Annotated in this window: 12 protein-coding genes and 3 tRNA genes; 5 read left to right on the top strand and 10 right to left on the bottom strand. The window is 65.7% G+C overall.

The annotated features are described in order from the left end of the window. Positions 1-52 precede the first annotated feature (52 nt). From E3T42_RS12265 to E3T42_RS12250, 4 genes are all read right to left on the bottom strand, one after another. Positions 53-433 (bottom strand): hypothetical protein, encoded by a 381-nt coding sequence (locus tag E3T42_RS12265; RefSeq protein WP_134367882.1) that lies wholly within the window; start codon positions 431-433, stop codon positions 53-55. Positions 434-875: 442 nt separating this feature from the next. Next, positions 876-2,396 (bottom strand): polysaccharide biosynthesis C-terminal domain-containing protein, encoded by a 1,521-nt coding sequence (locus E3T42_RS12260; protein ID WP_166787119.1) that lies wholly within the window; start codon positions 2,394-2,396, stop codon positions 876-878. Next, positions 2,393-3,160, bottom strand: a complete 768-nt coding sequence (locus E3T42_RS12255) for a WecB/TagA/CpsF family glycosyltransferase (protein WP_134403079.1) — start codon at positions 3,158-3,160, stop codon at positions 2,393-2,395. The genes E3T42_RS12260 and E3T42_RS12255 overlap by 4 nt, the downstream gene beginning before the upstream one ends. Next, a complete protein-coding gene (locus E3T42_RS12250) occupies positions 3,157-4,704 on the bottom strand; it encodes a hypothetical protein (protein ID WP_134403078.1) in 1,548 nt (515 codons plus the stop codon). Before E3T42_RS12250 ends, E3T42_RS12255 begins: the two co-directional genes overlap by 4 nt. 124 nt (positions 4,705-4,828) lie before the next feature. Between E3T42_RS12250 and E3T42_RS12245 the strand changes: the two genes are divergently transcribed. Next, positions 4,829-6,211 (top strand): O-antigen ligase, encoded by a 1,383-nt coding sequence (locus tag E3T42_RS12245; protein WP_134403077.1) that lies wholly within the window; start codon positions 4,829-4,831, stop codon positions 6,209-6,211. Then, the gene (locus E3T42_RS12240; protein ID WP_134367892.1) at positions 6,205-7,134 is read left to right on the top strand and encodes a glycosyltransferase family 2 protein; all 930 of its coding nucleotides are present in this window, start codon (positions 6,205-6,207) and stop codon (positions 7,132-7,134) included. Before E3T42_RS12245 ends, E3T42_RS12240 begins: the two co-directional genes overlap by 7 nt. A gap of 75 nt (positions 7,135-7,209) precedes the next feature. Here the strand turns inward: E3T42_RS12240 and E3T42_RS12235 are convergent, their stop codons facing one another. From E3T42_RS12235 to E3T42_RS12225, 3 genes are all read right to left on the bottom strand, one after another. Continuing rightward, positions 7,210-8,514 (bottom strand): family 16 glycosylhydrolase, encoded by a 1,305-nt coding sequence (locus E3T42_RS12235; protein WP_166805332.1) that lies wholly within the window; start codon positions 8,512-8,514, stop codon positions 7,210-7,212. Positions 8,515-8,913: 399 nt separating this feature from the next. Next, entirely contained in the window at positions 8,914-9,372 is a 459-nt protein-coding gene (locus E3T42_RS12230) for an adenylyltransferase/cytidyltransferase family protein (protein WP_241976099.1), read from the bottom strand. A gap of 44 nt (positions 9,373-9,416) precedes the next feature. Beyond that, a complete protein-coding gene (locus E3T42_RS12225; RefSeq protein ID WP_241976097.1) occupies positions 9,417-10,955 on the bottom strand; it encodes a sugar transferase in 1,539 nt (512 codons plus the stop codon). 394 nt (positions 10,956-11,349) lie between these two features. Between E3T42_RS12225 and E3T42_RS12220 the strand changes: the two genes are divergently transcribed. Continuing rightward, the gene (locus E3T42_RS12220; RefSeq protein WP_134367898.1) at positions 11,350-12,414 is read left to right on the top strand and encodes a Gfo/Idh/MocA family protein; all 1,065 of its coding nucleotides are present in this window, start codon (positions 11,350-11,352) and stop codon (positions 12,412-12,414) included. 65 nt (positions 12,415-12,479) lie between these two features. Here E3T42_RS12220 and E3T42_RS12215 read toward each other — a convergent pair. The 3 genes from E3T42_RS12215 to E3T42_RS12205 all read right to left on the bottom strand — a co-directional run bounded on the left by E3T42_RS12215 (position 12,480) and on the right by E3T42_RS12205 (position 12,878). Continuing rightward, a tRNA-Phe gene (locus tag E3T42_RS12215) sits at positions 12,480-12,552 on the bottom strand. A 70-nt stretch (positions 12,553-12,622) separates the two neighbouring features. After that, positions 12,623-12,696, bottom strand: a tRNA-Asp gene (locus E3T42_RS12210). Between the two features lie 109 nt (positions 12,697-12,805). Beyond that, positions 12,806-12,878, bottom strand: a tRNA-Glu gene (locus E3T42_RS12205). A 275-nt stretch (positions 12,879-13,153) separates the two neighbouring features. On the opposite strand from E3T42_RS12205, the gene E3T42_RS12200 reads away from it, so the two are divergent. Then, the gene (locus E3T42_RS12200; protein ID WP_134367915.1) at positions 13,154-14,545 is read left to right on the top strand and encodes a M23 family metallopeptidase; all 1,392 of its coding nucleotides are present in this window, start codon (positions 13,154-13,156) and stop codon (positions 14,543-14,545) included. Continuing rightward, positions 14,538-15,437: NlpC/P60 family protein (locus E3T42_RS12195; protein ID WP_134403075.1), on the top strand; the 900-nt coding region annotated here is incomplete at its 3' end. The genes E3T42_RS12200 and E3T42_RS12195, both read left to right, overlap by 8 nt.

Raw genomic sequence — 15,437 nt, 5'->3', positions numbered from 1 at the left:
TTTGACTTTAATCGGTGCCCATTCGGCACGGTAGTGAGTGGAACCAACTCGATCAGCAGGCGAAGTCGTCCGGAAACGACCGGGCGACGACTTTCCAGGCGCCGGAGATGTACTGCAACGTATAGAGGTTCAAAGCTCGCTGCGTGCCGGGAGTGCCGACCGGCTCACCGTCGGCGTCGAGCGTTCGAACCTTGCTGGAGTCGACGCAGGCCTGGGCGACGACGGTGGCGGGATCGGCCGCTGGGTCTGACCGCACGATCGTCAGGGCCTCGATGGTGGCGGCGCCCTCACGTTTCCAGCCATTCGTTTCCAGCTCCTGCGTGTCGTTCTGGGCTTCGGCGAGGATGGCCCCGGACGCCGCCGCGGTCAGGTCGTCGGTGGCGCCCGAACCTGTCGGGTCCACCGCGACGGAGGCCTTTAGGAACTTCTCCACCGCCGCGGTGGCTTGTTCGGGTGGCAAGGGCTCTGGGGCGCCGGGCTTGGTGGCTGGCCCGGGTGCTTCGGCGGGAGCGGGGCCGGGTTCTGGGGCCGCGGGCGCGGGGGTGCTGCCGGGAGTGTTGGTTCCACGCGGTGAAGCGGATTCGCTCGAAAGGCGTGTGCCGCCCGCGGGTGTGTTCGCTTCGGACTGGACCGGCCAGGAGAAATAGGCGGCCGCGGTCAGCGCGACGACGGCAACAGCGGCCGCGCCCAGCATCCTTTTTGCCCGCCGTCGACGTCGCGTGGGAATGTCCTGATCTTTCACAAGTGGTCTCCTGTGTCGGGTTCACATACGCGCAGGTTCACGCAGGGAGATAAATGAAACATGCTCGAAATTTCTCTTAAGATAGCCCGACTTCTCAAATCGCCGAGCCCCTTGCGTTGTGACGTTCCTTTCGTCAGGCGCGGGTGAACCGAACGAGGTCGGTGAGGTGCAGTCGCTTCCGGTCGAGTGCGCACCACACGAGAAAGAGGGCTGCGCCGATCGCCAGGGTCAATACCAAGGCGAGCATCGTCTCTCCCAGTGTCTGGAGCAGTATGAGCGCGGGGATGCCGAAGGTCGCGATGGGGATCACTAGGGCGTAAGCGATCGTCGGCGCCCAGATTCTGATGCCGATGAAATGGCGCACCTCGGCGGCCGCGAGCATGGCGTCGATCAGCATGCTCAACGCCCACGAGATCGCGGCGCCGTTGATGCCGATCAGGGGGACGAGGATCACGTTGCCGAGAACGTTGATGACCAGGACGACCGCCTTGTTGAAGGCAGCCCAACCGCTGCGCCCACTCATCAGCAGAACCGAATGAATGTTGCCGGCGGTGAATGTCAGGACGGCGCCGACACAGAGGATCACGAGCACCCCTGCTCCCGCCTCGAAGCCCGGTCCCAGCAGGCGGAGCACGACCGGTGCGAACGCGGCTAGCACCACGTAGATGGGGGTGCTGATCAGGACGAGCCAAATGGCGGCGGTTCGATACAAATGCTCGATATCGGCGAACTTCTTCGCGAACAACAGTGCGCTGAATCGGGTCGAGACCACGATCCGCAGCGCCGTGTCGACGATGAACCCCGCCGCCACGAGACGGCTGGCGCCGCCGTAGACGCCGGCGGAGGCTGAACCGGCGAGGAATCCGACGATGAGTATGCCCAGCCAGAGGATCGACTGCTCCAACCCGGCGGACAGGACGCGGGGGAGCGCGTACATCACCACGCTCGTTCGGAGCGCCGGCTGGACGCGCCAGACGCCCCGCAGGCCGGCGGCTCTTTCGTGGCGCCTCACTTGGAAGCCGAGTACGACGAGGGCCGCGACGAGGGCGATGACCACCGGTGCCGCCCAGGCCACCGTCACGGCGACCAGTGACCCTCCGGCGATCGCCACCAGCCAGACACCACCGGTACGAAGGCTGGGCATGGCGATGCTTCCCACGCTGACGTAGGGCAGAACCCCACCCAGACCCCTGGTCGCGGCCAGCGCCACGAGCATCAAAGCTCCCGCCGGCAGGAACCAGCCGGCGGCAGCGATCGCCTGGGCCACATCGGCGGCATGACGGTCACCCGACAGGGCGAACGTCGGCGCGAGGGCGATCATCCCGATCGCGCAGACGATGCCGCACGCTGCCGTGACCAGGAACATCATGGCGAGGGTGCCCCGGATCTTCGACGGATCGTTGGCGCTGAGGCGCGGCATGATCCACACGGCCACCGAGTCCATCCCCGCCCGCGCGAGGCTCAACACAATGGTGAAGACAGCTATCGCTTGCAGGATCACCCCGGACCCGGTATCACCCAGGACACGGGCCAGGACCACAGTCAGGACAAATCCCATGAAGGCGCTCGTCGCCGCACCCAGGAAACCCGCCGCGCCTTCGCGCGCCAGTTTCCCAGAGCTGTTGTCGATGACTCCTACTTTTACTTCGGTCACGGGAGGATGACCCGTGTCCGCCTGCGCAGGAGTTGCCGCGCGAGCCGCAGGATGAAAGCCGGGTTGCCGATCAGATAGCGGGAGGCAAGCCGCCGAGGCTCGAGCATCAGGCGCCACAGCCATTCCAGGCCCGAGGAGAGCATCCACCGTGGCGCACGCCGGTTATCGCCACTGGCCCAGTCGAAAAGCCCCCCGCAGGTCAAGATCACGTGAGCGTTGAGCTGGTGCCGGTGCGCCTCGATCCAGTACTGCTGCATCGGGTCACCCAAGCCCACGAACAGGAGGTCCGGCTTGAACGCGTTGATCTCGTCGATGACCTGCAACACCTCGCCGGGCGCCGTGTAGCCGTCGCGACCGTCGATGACCAGTCCGGGATTGGCTTCGCGGAGTCGGGCAGCTGCGCGGGCGGCGACGCCCGGCTTGCTGCCGTAGAGAAAAATGCGCTTGCCCCGCTCCGCCGCGACCGCCGCGAGCGGGTTGATCAGATCGGTGGTCGCGATTCGCTCGGGAAGCCCAGCGCCCAGGAGCCTGGATGCCCAGACAATCGATTGACCGTCGGGGTACCGTAGGTCCGCCCCCCGCAGCACCTTGCGGAAGCCCCTGTCTGTGGCCGCCAGGTTGCACACCGCAGCGTTGACGCCGACTGCCACCCGGGTGCCCCGGACAGCGGTCCACTGAATGATGGTTTCCACGATCTCGGCACCGGTGAGCCGGCTCACCGGCACATTGATCACCCGCACGTTGTCCATTCGAATGGTGGTCATGGTTTTGCCGCCGGGAGCAGGGAGTCGGAGTCGGCGTCGGCGTCGGTGTGGGTGTCGACGTCGACGGAATCGGCCATGGGGGCGGCGCGCCCGTCTACCGCAGGGTCCTCGACCTGAGTGCGCACGATTCGGTCGTGCGGCACAAGGACGGTGCCCAGGAAGGTGATGGCCAGCCGTGACGCTTCGTCGAGGATCTGTTCCGCGTCATCGGCCCGGGTCCGATGCTTGACCGCGATGAGGACGAGGGCATCTGACAGCCGCAGGGCGGCCAGGGCGCTCGACTGGGATGCGCTGCGCCCGATCACGACAAAATGCAGCTCTCCTGCACGCCGTGGCGCGAGGGCCGGTGCGCCACCCGAGGGGAATGAAACCGTCAGCTGACGCGCGAGTCCACTCTGGTGGATTTCGCCGTCGTCTTTGACTATCGGGTCGGTCAGGTCGAGGCTGGTGCGCAGCATCCGTTTGAGGCCGGGGGACGCGTTGGGCAGGATAAGAGTGCTCGGCACGCCTGACGCTGCCGTCACCAGGGCGAGGTTCACCGGGATGTCGAAGAACAACTCGGCGGGAGTGTCGTCGACGAACGCGATGACCTGGGCATCGTGCGGCAGGTCTGCGAAGATGCGTTCGCGCGCCGTCCGAAGCTGCTCGAGCGTGGCCTCGTCCTGAGGAATCGACGCCACGACGGAATTGACGTCGGCAAGGACCGGGGCATCCGTTGCCCGGCGAACCTCGTTAGCGTTGCGCATCCGGTGGTCGAACCGATTCACCAGGAATGCGATCACGACGCCGACCACGCCGCCGGCCAGGAGGCCGATGAGTAGCCACTGCACCAGGCTCGGCGCAACCACCTCGTTGCGGGCGGCCTCCGAAATCACCTCTCCACCCTCGGTGTCGACCTGCTCGAGCGCCCCTTTCTGCCCCAGCAAGGCGTTGAGCTCGATGGTCACGAGGTCACGGTCGCTCGTTGCCTGATTGGCCGCGAGAGTCCCGGCTTCGGCTCCACTGATGCGTGAGTTGGCATCAGTCAGCTGGGTGCCCAGGGTGGTGCGGCGAGCTTCAACCCCTTGCAGGATGGTATCGAGCTTGGATTGGGCACGGGAGGTCCGATAGGCCAGGTACGACTGTGCAACGGCATCCGCGCCCACCCTGGCTTGCTCGCTCGTCGGCGCGGCATAGTTGATATGCACGATGGACGCGCCGCTTGTCGAATCAACCTCCAGGTTGCGCCGCACCTCGTCCGGCGTCACACCGGACCCCATCTTCTTCGCGGCAGCGAGTGCCACGGTGTACGAGGTGGCAATCTGTGTTTCGGTCGTGCCGTCGAGCAGATTCGATGCTTGTTTGGACGTGTCGAACGGGTCTGTCGAAATGATGCGGAGGTTGACGACGGCCGTCGCCTTCACGAGCGGGGGGTACGCGGCGAATAGCACCAGGGCCGCCAGCCCGCCGAGCACGACCCCGGCGAGGACGACGAGCCACTGGCGGCGAAGGACGAACCAGTAGTAACCCAGTCCCACGGTTGCAGCATCTGACTGTTGCGACATACTCCACACCCAACTCTGGCCGAATGGGGGCCAACTGGCCCGACTGCAGGCATAGTAATGTGATCTACACAAAAAAGTGATGGGCCCTCAGTTTTGTGCCTGTCCCCAATTGGAGGGTGGGCAGATGCGTTCATTGCGAACGGAGGGCCGGTGGCGCCGGGCCCCCAGATGGGGCGACATCTCGGTCTGGCAGGGATCGGCGACGACACCCGACCTGCCTCGCTGGCCGCTCACGGCGATGTTCGTTCTGTTCCCCATTTGGTGGCTGCTCGGTCCGGGCGAGGCTATGTGGATCGCCCTTGCCGCGGTCATGCTCCTGCTCCTCCTCAGGCATGGAGAGATCCGGGCGCCGCGAGGCCTGGGTATTTGGCTGCTCTTCCTGCTGTGGATGGGTTGTTCGGTCATCGGCATCGACAGTGGAGGACGCCTCCTCGGGTTCGTCTACCGGGCGCTGCTGTACGTCACCGTGACAGTGGTGTTCCTGTACGTGTACAACGCGCGTGCCACCCTGACGGCGAGATATGTGCTGGGAGTCCTGACGGTGTTCTGGCTGATCGTCGTGGCGGGCGGGTACCTCGGAGTGTTCTGGCCGCTGTTCTCCATCGACACCCCGCTGGGCATGGTGCTGCCGTCGTCGTTGAGCTCGAACGACCTCATCCGGGAGATGGTCGTTCGCCGCGTCACCCAATACAGCCCGGACGCGTGGGCACCGATCGATCCTCGGCCCAGCGCCCCCTTCCTCTACACAAACGGCTGGGGGAACGCGTACTCCGCACTCTCACCGATGGTGGTCGCATACCTCGTCATGGTGCGGCGCGAGCGACGATTCTGGTGGCTGCTGCCGCTCATTCCGCTTTCTTTCGTGCCCGCGTTCCTCACTTTAAACCGCGGGATGTTCCTCGGACTGGCGTTGGCGTTGGCCTACGTTTTGCTTCGCTCCGTCCTCAGCGGAAACGTTCGCGCGATTGCAGCGCTCGCCGGGCTGTCTTTGGTCGCGGCGGGTGCCTGGGCGGCCCTCCCGGTCGCGGACAGGCTCGACCACCGGGTTGAAGTCAGCTCATCGACCGAGGACCGCGCTGACCTGTACGTCGAGGCATTCACAAGAACCCTCGAGCAACCGGTCTTCGGCTACGGGGCACCACGGCCCTCCGAGACGCCCGGCGCGCCCTCCGTCGGCACTCAAGGTCAGTTCTGGATGGTGATGTTCTCCCACGGCTTCCCGGGAGCGGCCCTTTTCATGGGATGGCTCGCCTGGGCATTCTTTCGTTCAGTTCGCGAGCGGGACCCCGCCGGCCTGGCGTGCAACACAGTGATACTGGTCACCCTTGTGGAATCGCTGTACTACGGCATTATGACCACTGGGCTCATGGTGGCCATGCTGGCCGCAGCCGTTGCCCTGCGTCCGACAGAAGATGCCGAGCCGGCCCCCGCTGAAATCTCAGCCGTCCCGGGTTCGTCAGATCTGACGCTGTCGTTCACTAACCGGAGAGGTGGCCCGAAATGTTGAAGGAAAGTGCGCCAGAGAGCGTCGACGTCATCATCGCCACGCGAGGGAGGCCGGAACTGCTGCGGGCCGCGGTGCGGTCCATCCTTTGTCAGGATTACGGCGGGGAGATCACCCTGACCATCGTCTTCGACCAGACTGCTGTCGACCCGCTGGAAGACATCGATATCCCCGCCGTGCGCCGGCATGTCCGCACTGTGCCGAACACACGGACGCCGGGGCTTGCCGGCGGCCGGAATACCGGGATCCAAGCGGGGACGGGGGATCTCATCGCCTTCTGTGACGATGATGATGAATGGCTGCCCGGCAAACTTCGCCGGCAGATCGAGGCCTGGACGGGCGATCCGGAGGCGGTGCTGGTCGCGACGGGCATCCGGATCGCCACCGCCGGGCGGATGGTGGACCGGCTACCACCGGAGCGAACGGAGTTTGCGGATCTCATCCGCTCTCGGACCACGGAGATTCACCCGTCCTCGTTCCTGATGCGGCGATGCGATGTGGTGGAGCGAATCGGGCTGGTCGACGAGGAGTTGCCGGCCTCCTACGGCGAGGATTACGACTTCCTCCTCCGCGCGGCGAGAGTCGGTCACATTCTCGGGGTGGGCGAGCCGCTGGTCATCGTGCATTGGAACCGGACATCGTTCTTCGCCGGGAAGTGGCGCGGCATCGCAGACGGACTCACCTACCTGCTGAGCAAGCATCCGGAATTCGCCCAGAGCGCGCAGGGCTCGGCTCGTATAGAGGGTCAGATTGCGTTTGCGCTGGCGGCCCTCGGGGAGCACGGTGAGGCATTCCGCTGGGCACGAAGCACCCTCCGCCACGACCGTTCCCAACTTCGTGCGTACGCCGCGATGGCGATTGCCGCGCGACTGGTACCGGCGGGCGCCCTCGTCAGCGCCGTCAACCGGAGTGGCCGTGGTTTGTGACCTGGCTCGACACCGACGGCCCAGCCCTCACCGGAGAAAACCGGTGAGGGCTGGGACGTTGGCGAGTCGCTGGGGTCAGCGCTTGTAGACCCGCACGTAGTCAACCTGGTAGGCCGCGGGGAAGACTGTGTCCGCGGTCGGTGATCCAGGCCAGTTTCCACCGACGGCCATGTTGAGCCGGATGTAGAACTGCTTGACGAAGGCCTGGTCAAGCCAGGAGGTTGTGGACAAGTTGCGCTCGAACGTCAGCACGCCGTCGACGTACCACGTGATGGAGCCGGGTGCCCACTCGACGGCATAGTCGTGGAATCCGTCCGCCGTGGTGCCGACCGGAAGGTCGTAGTTCGTGACCTGCCGGGGGTGTGTTCCCACGTAGTCGTAGTGGATGGTCTGGGAGATTTGGTTGGCGCTGAAGGCCTCGCCCTTGGCAGTACCGACAGCCTCGAGGATGTCGAGTTCACCGATTCCACCCGTCGTCGGCCGCATCCAGAATGCCGGCCACAGCCCCTTGGAGGTGCCCTGGTTGAGCGGCGTCTTGGCGCTGATCTCGAACCGGCCGTATTCGAAGTCCACCTTGTTCTTGGTGCTCAGCATGCCTGAGGTGTACGAACGCCCCCCGGGGAAGCGCGGGTCGTTGGTGCCGCACTTGATCGGGGTGGCTTCCTTGCGGGCGGTGATGGTCAGCACGCCGCTGGAGACGTTGACGTTCTCCGGGCGGTCCATCAGGCAGGCAAGCTCGTTGTTGCCATCGCCATAGGTCGAGTTGTTGTCGACGTTCCAGGCGTCACGGTTGACCGTTGATCCGTTGAACTCGTCCGCCCAGGCCAGGTTCCATCCGGCCGGGGCCGGGGCCGGAGCTGGAGCTGGAGCTGGAGCTGGAGCTGGAGCAGGAGCAGGAGCAGGAGCAGGAGCAGGAGCAGGAACCGGTGCGGCGTTGGTGGTGTCGACGAGGGTCACATCGTCAATGACGAGAGCGTTTCCAGGGGACAGCTTGGCACCGAGGACGTTGATATTCAGAGTGGTGGACGTTCGCGTGGCCTTGTAGGCAGTGGTGATTCGCTTCCACTTGGTGTCCGTGCGCCACTGCCAGGACTGACCGCTGCTGATGACGCTGGACGAGGCGTCCTCTTCGAGCAGCCGAAGGATGACTCCCTGGTTCGCTTGTTCCGCACGGACCCACGCCGTGGCCTCGTAGGTGTGACCTGCGATCAAACCGGATGCCGAGTCGACGACATCATTGAGCGTCACCGTCGCGGCAGCGCTGGAGGTGTTCGTCAATCGAGCCCCTGCGCTTCCGTTCAGACCATTGGCGGTTGCGGCGAGGCGGGTATTCCTTGCGCCTTCCCAGCCGGCGGTGCCTGATGAGAAATTGCCGTTCATGACGGCAATCGTGGCCGCTTGGGCGGCAGGTGCGGTGAGACTCACTGCGCCGACGGCAGATATCACCGTTGCCGCAACAGCGAAGAAGACTCTCCGTTTGCCCGAGCCGGGCCTGGCGCTCATTGTTTCTGAGCGTCTTGGCTTTTCTATTAACATGTGTCTCCCAGCCGCGAAACAGGCTTCACGCCTGGCGGCAGTATATCTTTGCGCCGTGGGGCGTGTTTTTCAATGGCGTGCGGGAGCCCTTTCCTCTCTCCGCGGAGTCTGGGGTGTTTCTCGCGGAGTCTTTTACTTCGTGAGGCATGATCACTTTACTGGTATGCCCTATTTTCTCTGGCCTTTGCCGGGGCATTCACAGGCTTCCACCGCAGGCTCGTGGGCCCGGGGCAGACAAGGGGCCTAACCCGATCCGCCGATTCTCGCGTCCAGATTTGGTTCCGCGAGTTGCTCCAGCGCACGCCGAAGAAGAGTACTCGAGGTTGCCATCGTGTACGGAAAATATTCGATCACCACGCCCACCTTGGCGAACTCGACCTCAAGGCGGCGAGCACGCTCGGTACCCTTCCAGTCATCGCCCTTGAAGTAGACGTCGAACGGCGTCGCACGCCACGCGGCCAGCTTGTCCAGCACGTCTTCCTCCACCGCTTCGTCGACGAAGGAGATGTGACGGACGATCTCGATCCGCTCGGCGCAGGGGATCATCGGCGCCCTGCCCTTGGTGATCTTGAGCATCTCGTCCGAGACGACACCCGCGATCAGGTGATCGCACCGGCTTTTGGCGTGCTTGAGGATGTTCAGGTGCCCGATGTGGAAAAGGTCATAGGCGCCACCGGCGTAGCCGATTCGTTGAGTTCCCACGTGCTCCGTTCCTGGTTCTCGGGGTCTGCCGCGCGGCCAATTCATCAGTACGCACCCACCGGTTGCATGACCGTCTTGAAGGTGCGCCAGATGATGATCAGGTCACCGGCCAGCGACCAGTTCTCGACGTAGTAGAGGTCCAGCCGCACGCTGTCCTCCCAGCTCAGGTTCGACCGGCCGCTGACCTGCCACATCCCGGTCAGGCCTGGCTTGATGTACAGGCGACGGTGCACGTGGCTCTCGTAGGCTTCCACCTCGATCGGGAGCGGGGGGCGCGGCCCGACGAGGCTCATGTTCCCGATCAGGATGTTCCAGAGCTGGGGCAGTTCGTCCAGCGAATACTTGCGGAGCACCCGTCCGACCCGGGTGATGCGCGGGTCATTGCGAATCTTGAAGAGCGCTCCGGATGCCTCGTTCTGGTCGAGCAGGCCGGCGAGGTCGTCCTCCGCCGTCTGCACCATGGAGCGGAACTTGATCATCTGGAAGGTGCGCTCGTTGCGTCCGCACCGCTCCTGGTGGAAGAGGACGGGGCCGGGCGAGTCGACCTTGACGGCGATCGCGATGGCGACCAGGAGCGGCCAGAAGAAGAGGAGTGAGATCCCGGACACGCCGATGTCGAGGACGCGCTTGGCCACGTGCTTTGCACCCTCGAACTGCGGGATCTCAACGTGGATCAGGGGCAACCCCTCGACCGGCCGAAAATGGATGCGGGGACCGGCGACATCCGTCAGCTGGTTGGACAGCACCAGCTCGGCGGACGTCCCCTCCAGCTCCCAGCCGAGAGTGCGGATGTACTCGCTCCCGCCGGCGGGCTGGCCCGCGACGATCACGGTGTCCACGGCGAGCTCGGCGGCCGCGACCGCGACATGTGCGAGGTCGGAAACCACCGGAATGGTTCGGTTTCCTTTCGTCACCGGCGCCTTCGAACCGTTCACGAGCGCGACCCCGACCACGTAATAGGTGGCGCCGGCCTTCTCGATCTGTCCGACCACGTATTCAACGTCCGCTGAGTTGCCGACCACGATGACTCGCGCCAGGTAGTGTCCGAAAAGCCTCTGGCGCAGGAGCCACCGGCGCCACAGCCAGCGTTCCAGGACGAGGCCGCAGATTCCGAGGGGGAGCGCGAGCACGAAGAAGCCGCGCGCGACATCGACCTGGAACGCGAGGAAGCCGATGGCGAGCAGCCCGAAGGCGAGCGCACTCGCGTTGATGACCTGCTTGTACTCCGTCGGCCCGATGCCGATGACGCGCTTGTCCCTGGTGTGGAAGACTCCCAGGGTCGCGATCCAGCTGAGCGCGATGAGCAACGCAACAAGCCAGTAGTCGGCTTGATACCCGCCAACGGATGCCCGGGCGCCCTCGCCGCCGAATCTGACGAGCAGGGCTGCCGCCACGGCGGCCATGACGACACCCGCGTCGCTGACGAGGAGCTTCGCGCGGAACTGCCTGGCCCAGACCAGGCCGGAGGTCTTCGCATCGACGCTGACCGGGGCCTCGAGCGCCGGTGCCGGCACCAGTGCAAGCTTCGGCTGGGCGAGAGGGAGACGCCCCGCGAAGGGCAGGTGCGGTCGTGGGTCCGTCACGGTAGCCTCACCCCGCCACCGGTCATGCGGGGCTGGGCGCGATGAAGCGCTCGGAGTTCGGCCTGGGTGGGGCCGGTCAAAATGGGTCGACAAAAGAGCCGACACGTTACGCACGTGTTCACGGATCCCCCTGCATCTCGGGTGTACAGATCGGGACTGGCAGCGCCCGGGCGCTCCCGTCTAGGGAACGAGATTGCCCGGGCGAAAAAATAAATGATGAAAATTCAACTGCTTGCGGGCCGACCATACCCCGGAACGCGCGGGACGGCTCGTACCCCGAAAAGGGGGGGTGCGCGGGACGGCAACCCGTGGCACCCTCTGCGTCGTGAGTAAACCTCATCTCTCCGGCGACGCATTCACCCGTTGACTCAACGCACATCAGGATTGGGAAAAAGTGACTCCTAAGCTGCGCATCGCCGTCATCGGCGCGGGGGCTCGGGGGGCGAACCTGGCCCGAAACTTTCACAACAGTCCCCGCTGGGAGCTTGTCGCCATCTGCGACATCGACCGCGACCGCGCTCGGAAGGTGGCAGACACGCTTGACGGCGCACGGGCGGTGACGGCCCTCAGCGAACTGCTGGACGCCGAAGACCTGGACGCTGTGGCCGTCGCCACCCCGGCACGGACGCATCACGGCATCACCAGGGCCGCCCTCAGCGCCGGTAAACACGTCATGGTCGAAATGCCCCTCGCCGACACCGGGGCGCGCGGGCGCGACATGGTGCGGGCCGCCGCTGAGCGAGGCCTGGTGCTGATGGCGGTCCACGCCTACTGCTACGCGCCGACCGTTCTGACGATCCGGGACCTGATCCAGGAGGGCTCGCTCGGCGACATCCTGTTCATTGATTCCCTGCGCATCGAACCGGGCCTCATCCAACCGGAGATGGACGTGTTCTGGGACCTTGCACCCCACGATCTGTCCGTCCTCGATTTCATCCTGCCGGGCGGACTCCGGCCACTGAGCGTGTCCGCGCAGGGAGACGACCCGCTCGGGACGGGTAAGGCCTGCGTCGGATACCTTCTCCTGCCTCTGGCGAACGGTGCCACTGCCCAGGTGTACGTCAATCGGCTCAGCCCCACCAGGATCCGCCGGATGATCGTCGGTGGCACGAAATGCACCGTGCTGTGGGACGACCTCAACCCACAACAGACGGTGAGCGTCTATGACCGTGGCGGGGACTTCGACTCGCAGGCCCTGGACGGGGCAGATCAGACGACCGCGACCCTTCCCTATCGACCGGGGAACCCCGGGTCGCCGATAGTCTCCGAGCTGGAGGCGCTGGGCGCGATGGCCTGCGAGTTCGCGGACAGCATCCGTCAGCTGAGGGCGCCGCGCACCGACGGTGAGGCGGGGCTTCGGGTGCTATCCGTGCTGGAAGCGGCGACCCGGAGTCTGGCTACGGCCGGCTCCGCACGGGCACTCGACGAAGATCGGCTGGCGGCGCGGGGGCCTGCGTGAGCACGGTGAGGCCCCGGGACAAAAAAAGAAGGCCACCCCAGTAGAAGCCTGGGAGTGACCTTCAGTGGCCCCGACCGGCGTCGATCCGGTGACCTTTCGATTTTCAGTCGAACGCTCTACCAACTGAGCTACAGGGCCAGAAAGAAACCTCGAGAAGTCGCTTTCCAAGGAAAAAAACCCCTTCTTTCGAAAGGGCTTGTTTCCTTTGCGACCCTGACCGGACTTGAACCGGCGACCTCCGCCGTGACAGGGCGGCGCGCTAACCAACTGCGCTACAGGGCCTCGTGATGAGAATCAATCGATCTTCTGAACCAACTGATTTTCACTGCTGAGCTTTTACTGCGTTTTTCGTACTCGTTCATTCTTGCACATTCAGACTTGCATTCTTGCGTAGCCCCAACGGGATTCGAACCCGTGTTAACGCCGTGAAAGGGCGCCGTCCTAGGCCGCTAAACGATGGGGCCAAGACGCCATAAACCGCATGGCTTCCGACGCATAAGCATACGGTCTGCTGCCGGGAAATCCCAAATCGTGTCCCGTGAGCGTGTCGCTAGCGACGTCTCGTGCCGCCACGCCCGTGAATTGCGGGCCGGTTGGGTGGAGCCGGTTTAGGTTCAGGAGGGGTGTTTATAACCTCATGTTGTTACTGTGAAGAAGAGTTAACACAGTGATTGCTGTGATTAACGAGCCCGATCGGGGAGTAATGAAGCGCACGGCACATCCGAATGGCCGCGAAGCAATGAAGCGACTGGGGGGTCTCCGGTCACCTGGGGGTGCCCGCATCCGTCGTCGACCTCTGAGTCTGATCACCGGTTTCATCGCGGCCCTTGCCCTGTGTGTCACGCTCGTCGGCCCGGCTGGGTCCGCCCAGGCCGTGGACTACCCGACCTGGCAGGACCTGCAGAACGCCAAGTCCAATACGGCGGCGGCGGCGACGCAGGTCACCCAGATCCAGAACCTGATCGCGAATCTGCAGGACCAGGTCAAGCAGACGCAGGCCGAGTCCGAGGCGCGCGGCGCCGAACTCCAGGTCGCCCAGGAGAAGTTCGACGAGGCAAGCCGCCGTGCCGTCGACCTGCAGCAGCAGGCCGACGCCAGCACCGCGGTTGCCCAGACGGCCACGCGCCAGGCCGGCCAGCTGGCCGCGCAGCTCTACCGCACGGGCGGTACCGATCTGAGCGTCAACCTCTTCCTCGACGGCCAGGACAGCAGCGAGGGTGCGGATGCGCTCCTGTCGAAGCTCGGCAGCATGAGCAAGCTCGTCGAGCGCAGCACCGGCGTCTACGAGGAGGCGCAGACCGCACGGAACGCGGCCCAGTCCCTCGGCGACCAGGCCAAGATCGCCCAATCCGAACGTGAAACCCTGCGGGTGGCCGCCGAGGCCGCCCTCGTCGCGGCGCAGGAAGCCGCGCAGGCCGCCACCGACGCGCTGGCCGAGTCGGAGGCGAAGAGCATCGAGCTCAACGCCCAGCTCGCCTTCATGCAGGACGCCCAGGCGACGACGGCGGCGGGGTACGAGGCCGGCGTGATCGAGCGGGCCCGCCTCGCCGCGATCGAGGCCGAGCGGGTGCGGGTGGAGCAGGCCGCGGCCGAAGCCAGAGCGGCCGCCGCGGCAGCGGCAGCGGCCGCCAACCGGAGTAGTAGCAGCGGCAGCAGTAGCGGCGGCGGCGGCGGTGGTGGCGGCGGAAGCAGCGGCGGATCGGTCGGCGGCGGCGGCTGGGCAGTTCCCGCCAATGGGCGGATCACGGATGGTTACGGTCCGCGCGCGGTGATCTGCGGCAGCGACGGCTGCAGCAAGGGCTTCCACAGTGGCACCGACCTCGGCGCCGGCTGCGGCGCGTCGATCTACGCGGCCAGCAGCGGCACCGTGATCTATGCGGGCGGGTACGGCACGTACGGCAACTTCGTCCTGATCCAGCACGCCGGCGGGATATCCACCGGCTACGCCCACATCCGGCCCGGAGGCATCGGTGTCTCGAACGGCCAGAGCGTCTCGGCCGGGCAGCGGATCGCCAGCGTCGGCGAAACGGGAGCGGCCAGCGGCTGCCACCTGCACTTCGAGGTTCGCACCAACGGCAACCAGATCAACCCTGCTCCGTTCATGGCCGACCGAGGAGCTTCCCTTGGCTAAAGACACCGCCCGAGGCTCGATTCGGCACACTCCCGCCCGGCTGTTCGCGGCCGTCGCGGTCGGGGCGGTCGCGGCATCCGCAGCAGGAGTTACTCCGGCGGCGTTCGCCGAACCGGGGTATCCCAGCTGGGACGACGTGCAGAAGGCCAAGCAGAGCGAGGCGACCAAGCAGGCCGAGATCGTCACGATCACCGGGCTGCTGGGCGACCTGCAGGTGCGGGCGGATGCCGCGTCGAAGTCGTCGCGGATCGCCGCCGAGGCCTATCGAGTGGCCCGGGACGATCTTGACGCCGCCACGGTTCGCGAGGCCAGCCTGCTGGGCCAGGCCACGTCCGCGAATAAGCGCGCGGCGACATCCCGGATGCGGGCCGGTCTGATCGCAGCCCACCTCGCCAAGACGGGGGCGCAGGACCTGTCGCTCAATCTCTTCCTCAACGGGGACGGCGCCGACGACCTGCTGCACCAGCTGGGCACGGCCAGCAAGCTGGGCGAGCAATCCGAAACGATCTACAACCAGGCCGTGCAGGACAAGAACACCGCCGAGGCTCTGGGCGAGCAGGCCACCGCCGCCACCGCGGAACGTGCCCGCCTCTCGGCCGAGTCCGTGACCACCTACGACGCCGCAACCGCGGCCGCCCAGGTCGCGGAGGCGGCCTTCCAGACGGAGCAGAAGAGGTCGAACGACCTGTTCGAGCAGCTGGCGCTCCTCAAGGACACGACGGCCGAGGCCGAGCGCTCCTTCCAGGCCGGTCAGGATGCCGTGGCCGCCGCCGCCGCTCTCGCTCGGGCGCAGGCATCCGCCGCAGCGAAGCAGGCCGCCGCCGCGGCGAAGGCACCGGCCGCCTCGCCGGGAGCCGGGGCCCAGGCACCCGCAGCGGCCGTCCGTCCGGCG

Source organism: Cryobacterium sp. TMT4-10 (assembly GCF_004403275.1).
In the GTDB taxonomy this organism is placed as follows: domain Bacteria; phylum Actinomycetota; class Actinomycetes; order Actinomycetales; family Microbacteriaceae; genus Cryobacterium; species Cryobacterium shii.
Note: the sequence above shows the minus strand (reverse complement) of the source record. Positions and strands in the feature narration are given on the sequence as shown.

What these genes read in the sequence shown, in the direction of transcription:
- E3T42_RS12255 (WP_134403079.1), bottom strand. Translation starts at nt 3,160, where the DNA reads ATGACCACCATTCGAATGGACAACGTGCGGGTGATCAATGTGCCGGTG.
- E3T42_RS12250 (WP_134403078.1), bottom strand. Translation starts at nt 4,704, where the DNA reads ATGTCGCAACAGTCAGATGCTGCAACCGTGGGACTGGGTTACTACTGG.
- E3T42_RS12245 (WP_134403077.1), top strand. Translation starts at nt 4,829, where the DNA reads ATGCGTTCATTGCGAACGGAGGGCCGGTGGCGCCGGGCCCCCAGATGG.
- E3T42_RS12240 (WP_134367892.1), top strand. Translation starts at nt 6,205, where the DNA reads ATGTTGAAGGAAAGTGCGCCAGAGAGCGTCGACGTCATCATCGCCACG.
- E3T42_RS12235 (WP_166805332.1), bottom strand. Translation starts at nt 8,514, where the DNA reads ATGAACGGCAATTTCTCATCAGGCACCGCCGGCTGGGAAGGCGCAAGG.
- E3T42_RS12200 (WP_134367915.1), top strand. Translation starts at nt 13,154, where the DNA reads ATGAAGCGACTGGGGGGTCTCCGGTCACCTGGGGGTGCCCGCATCCGT.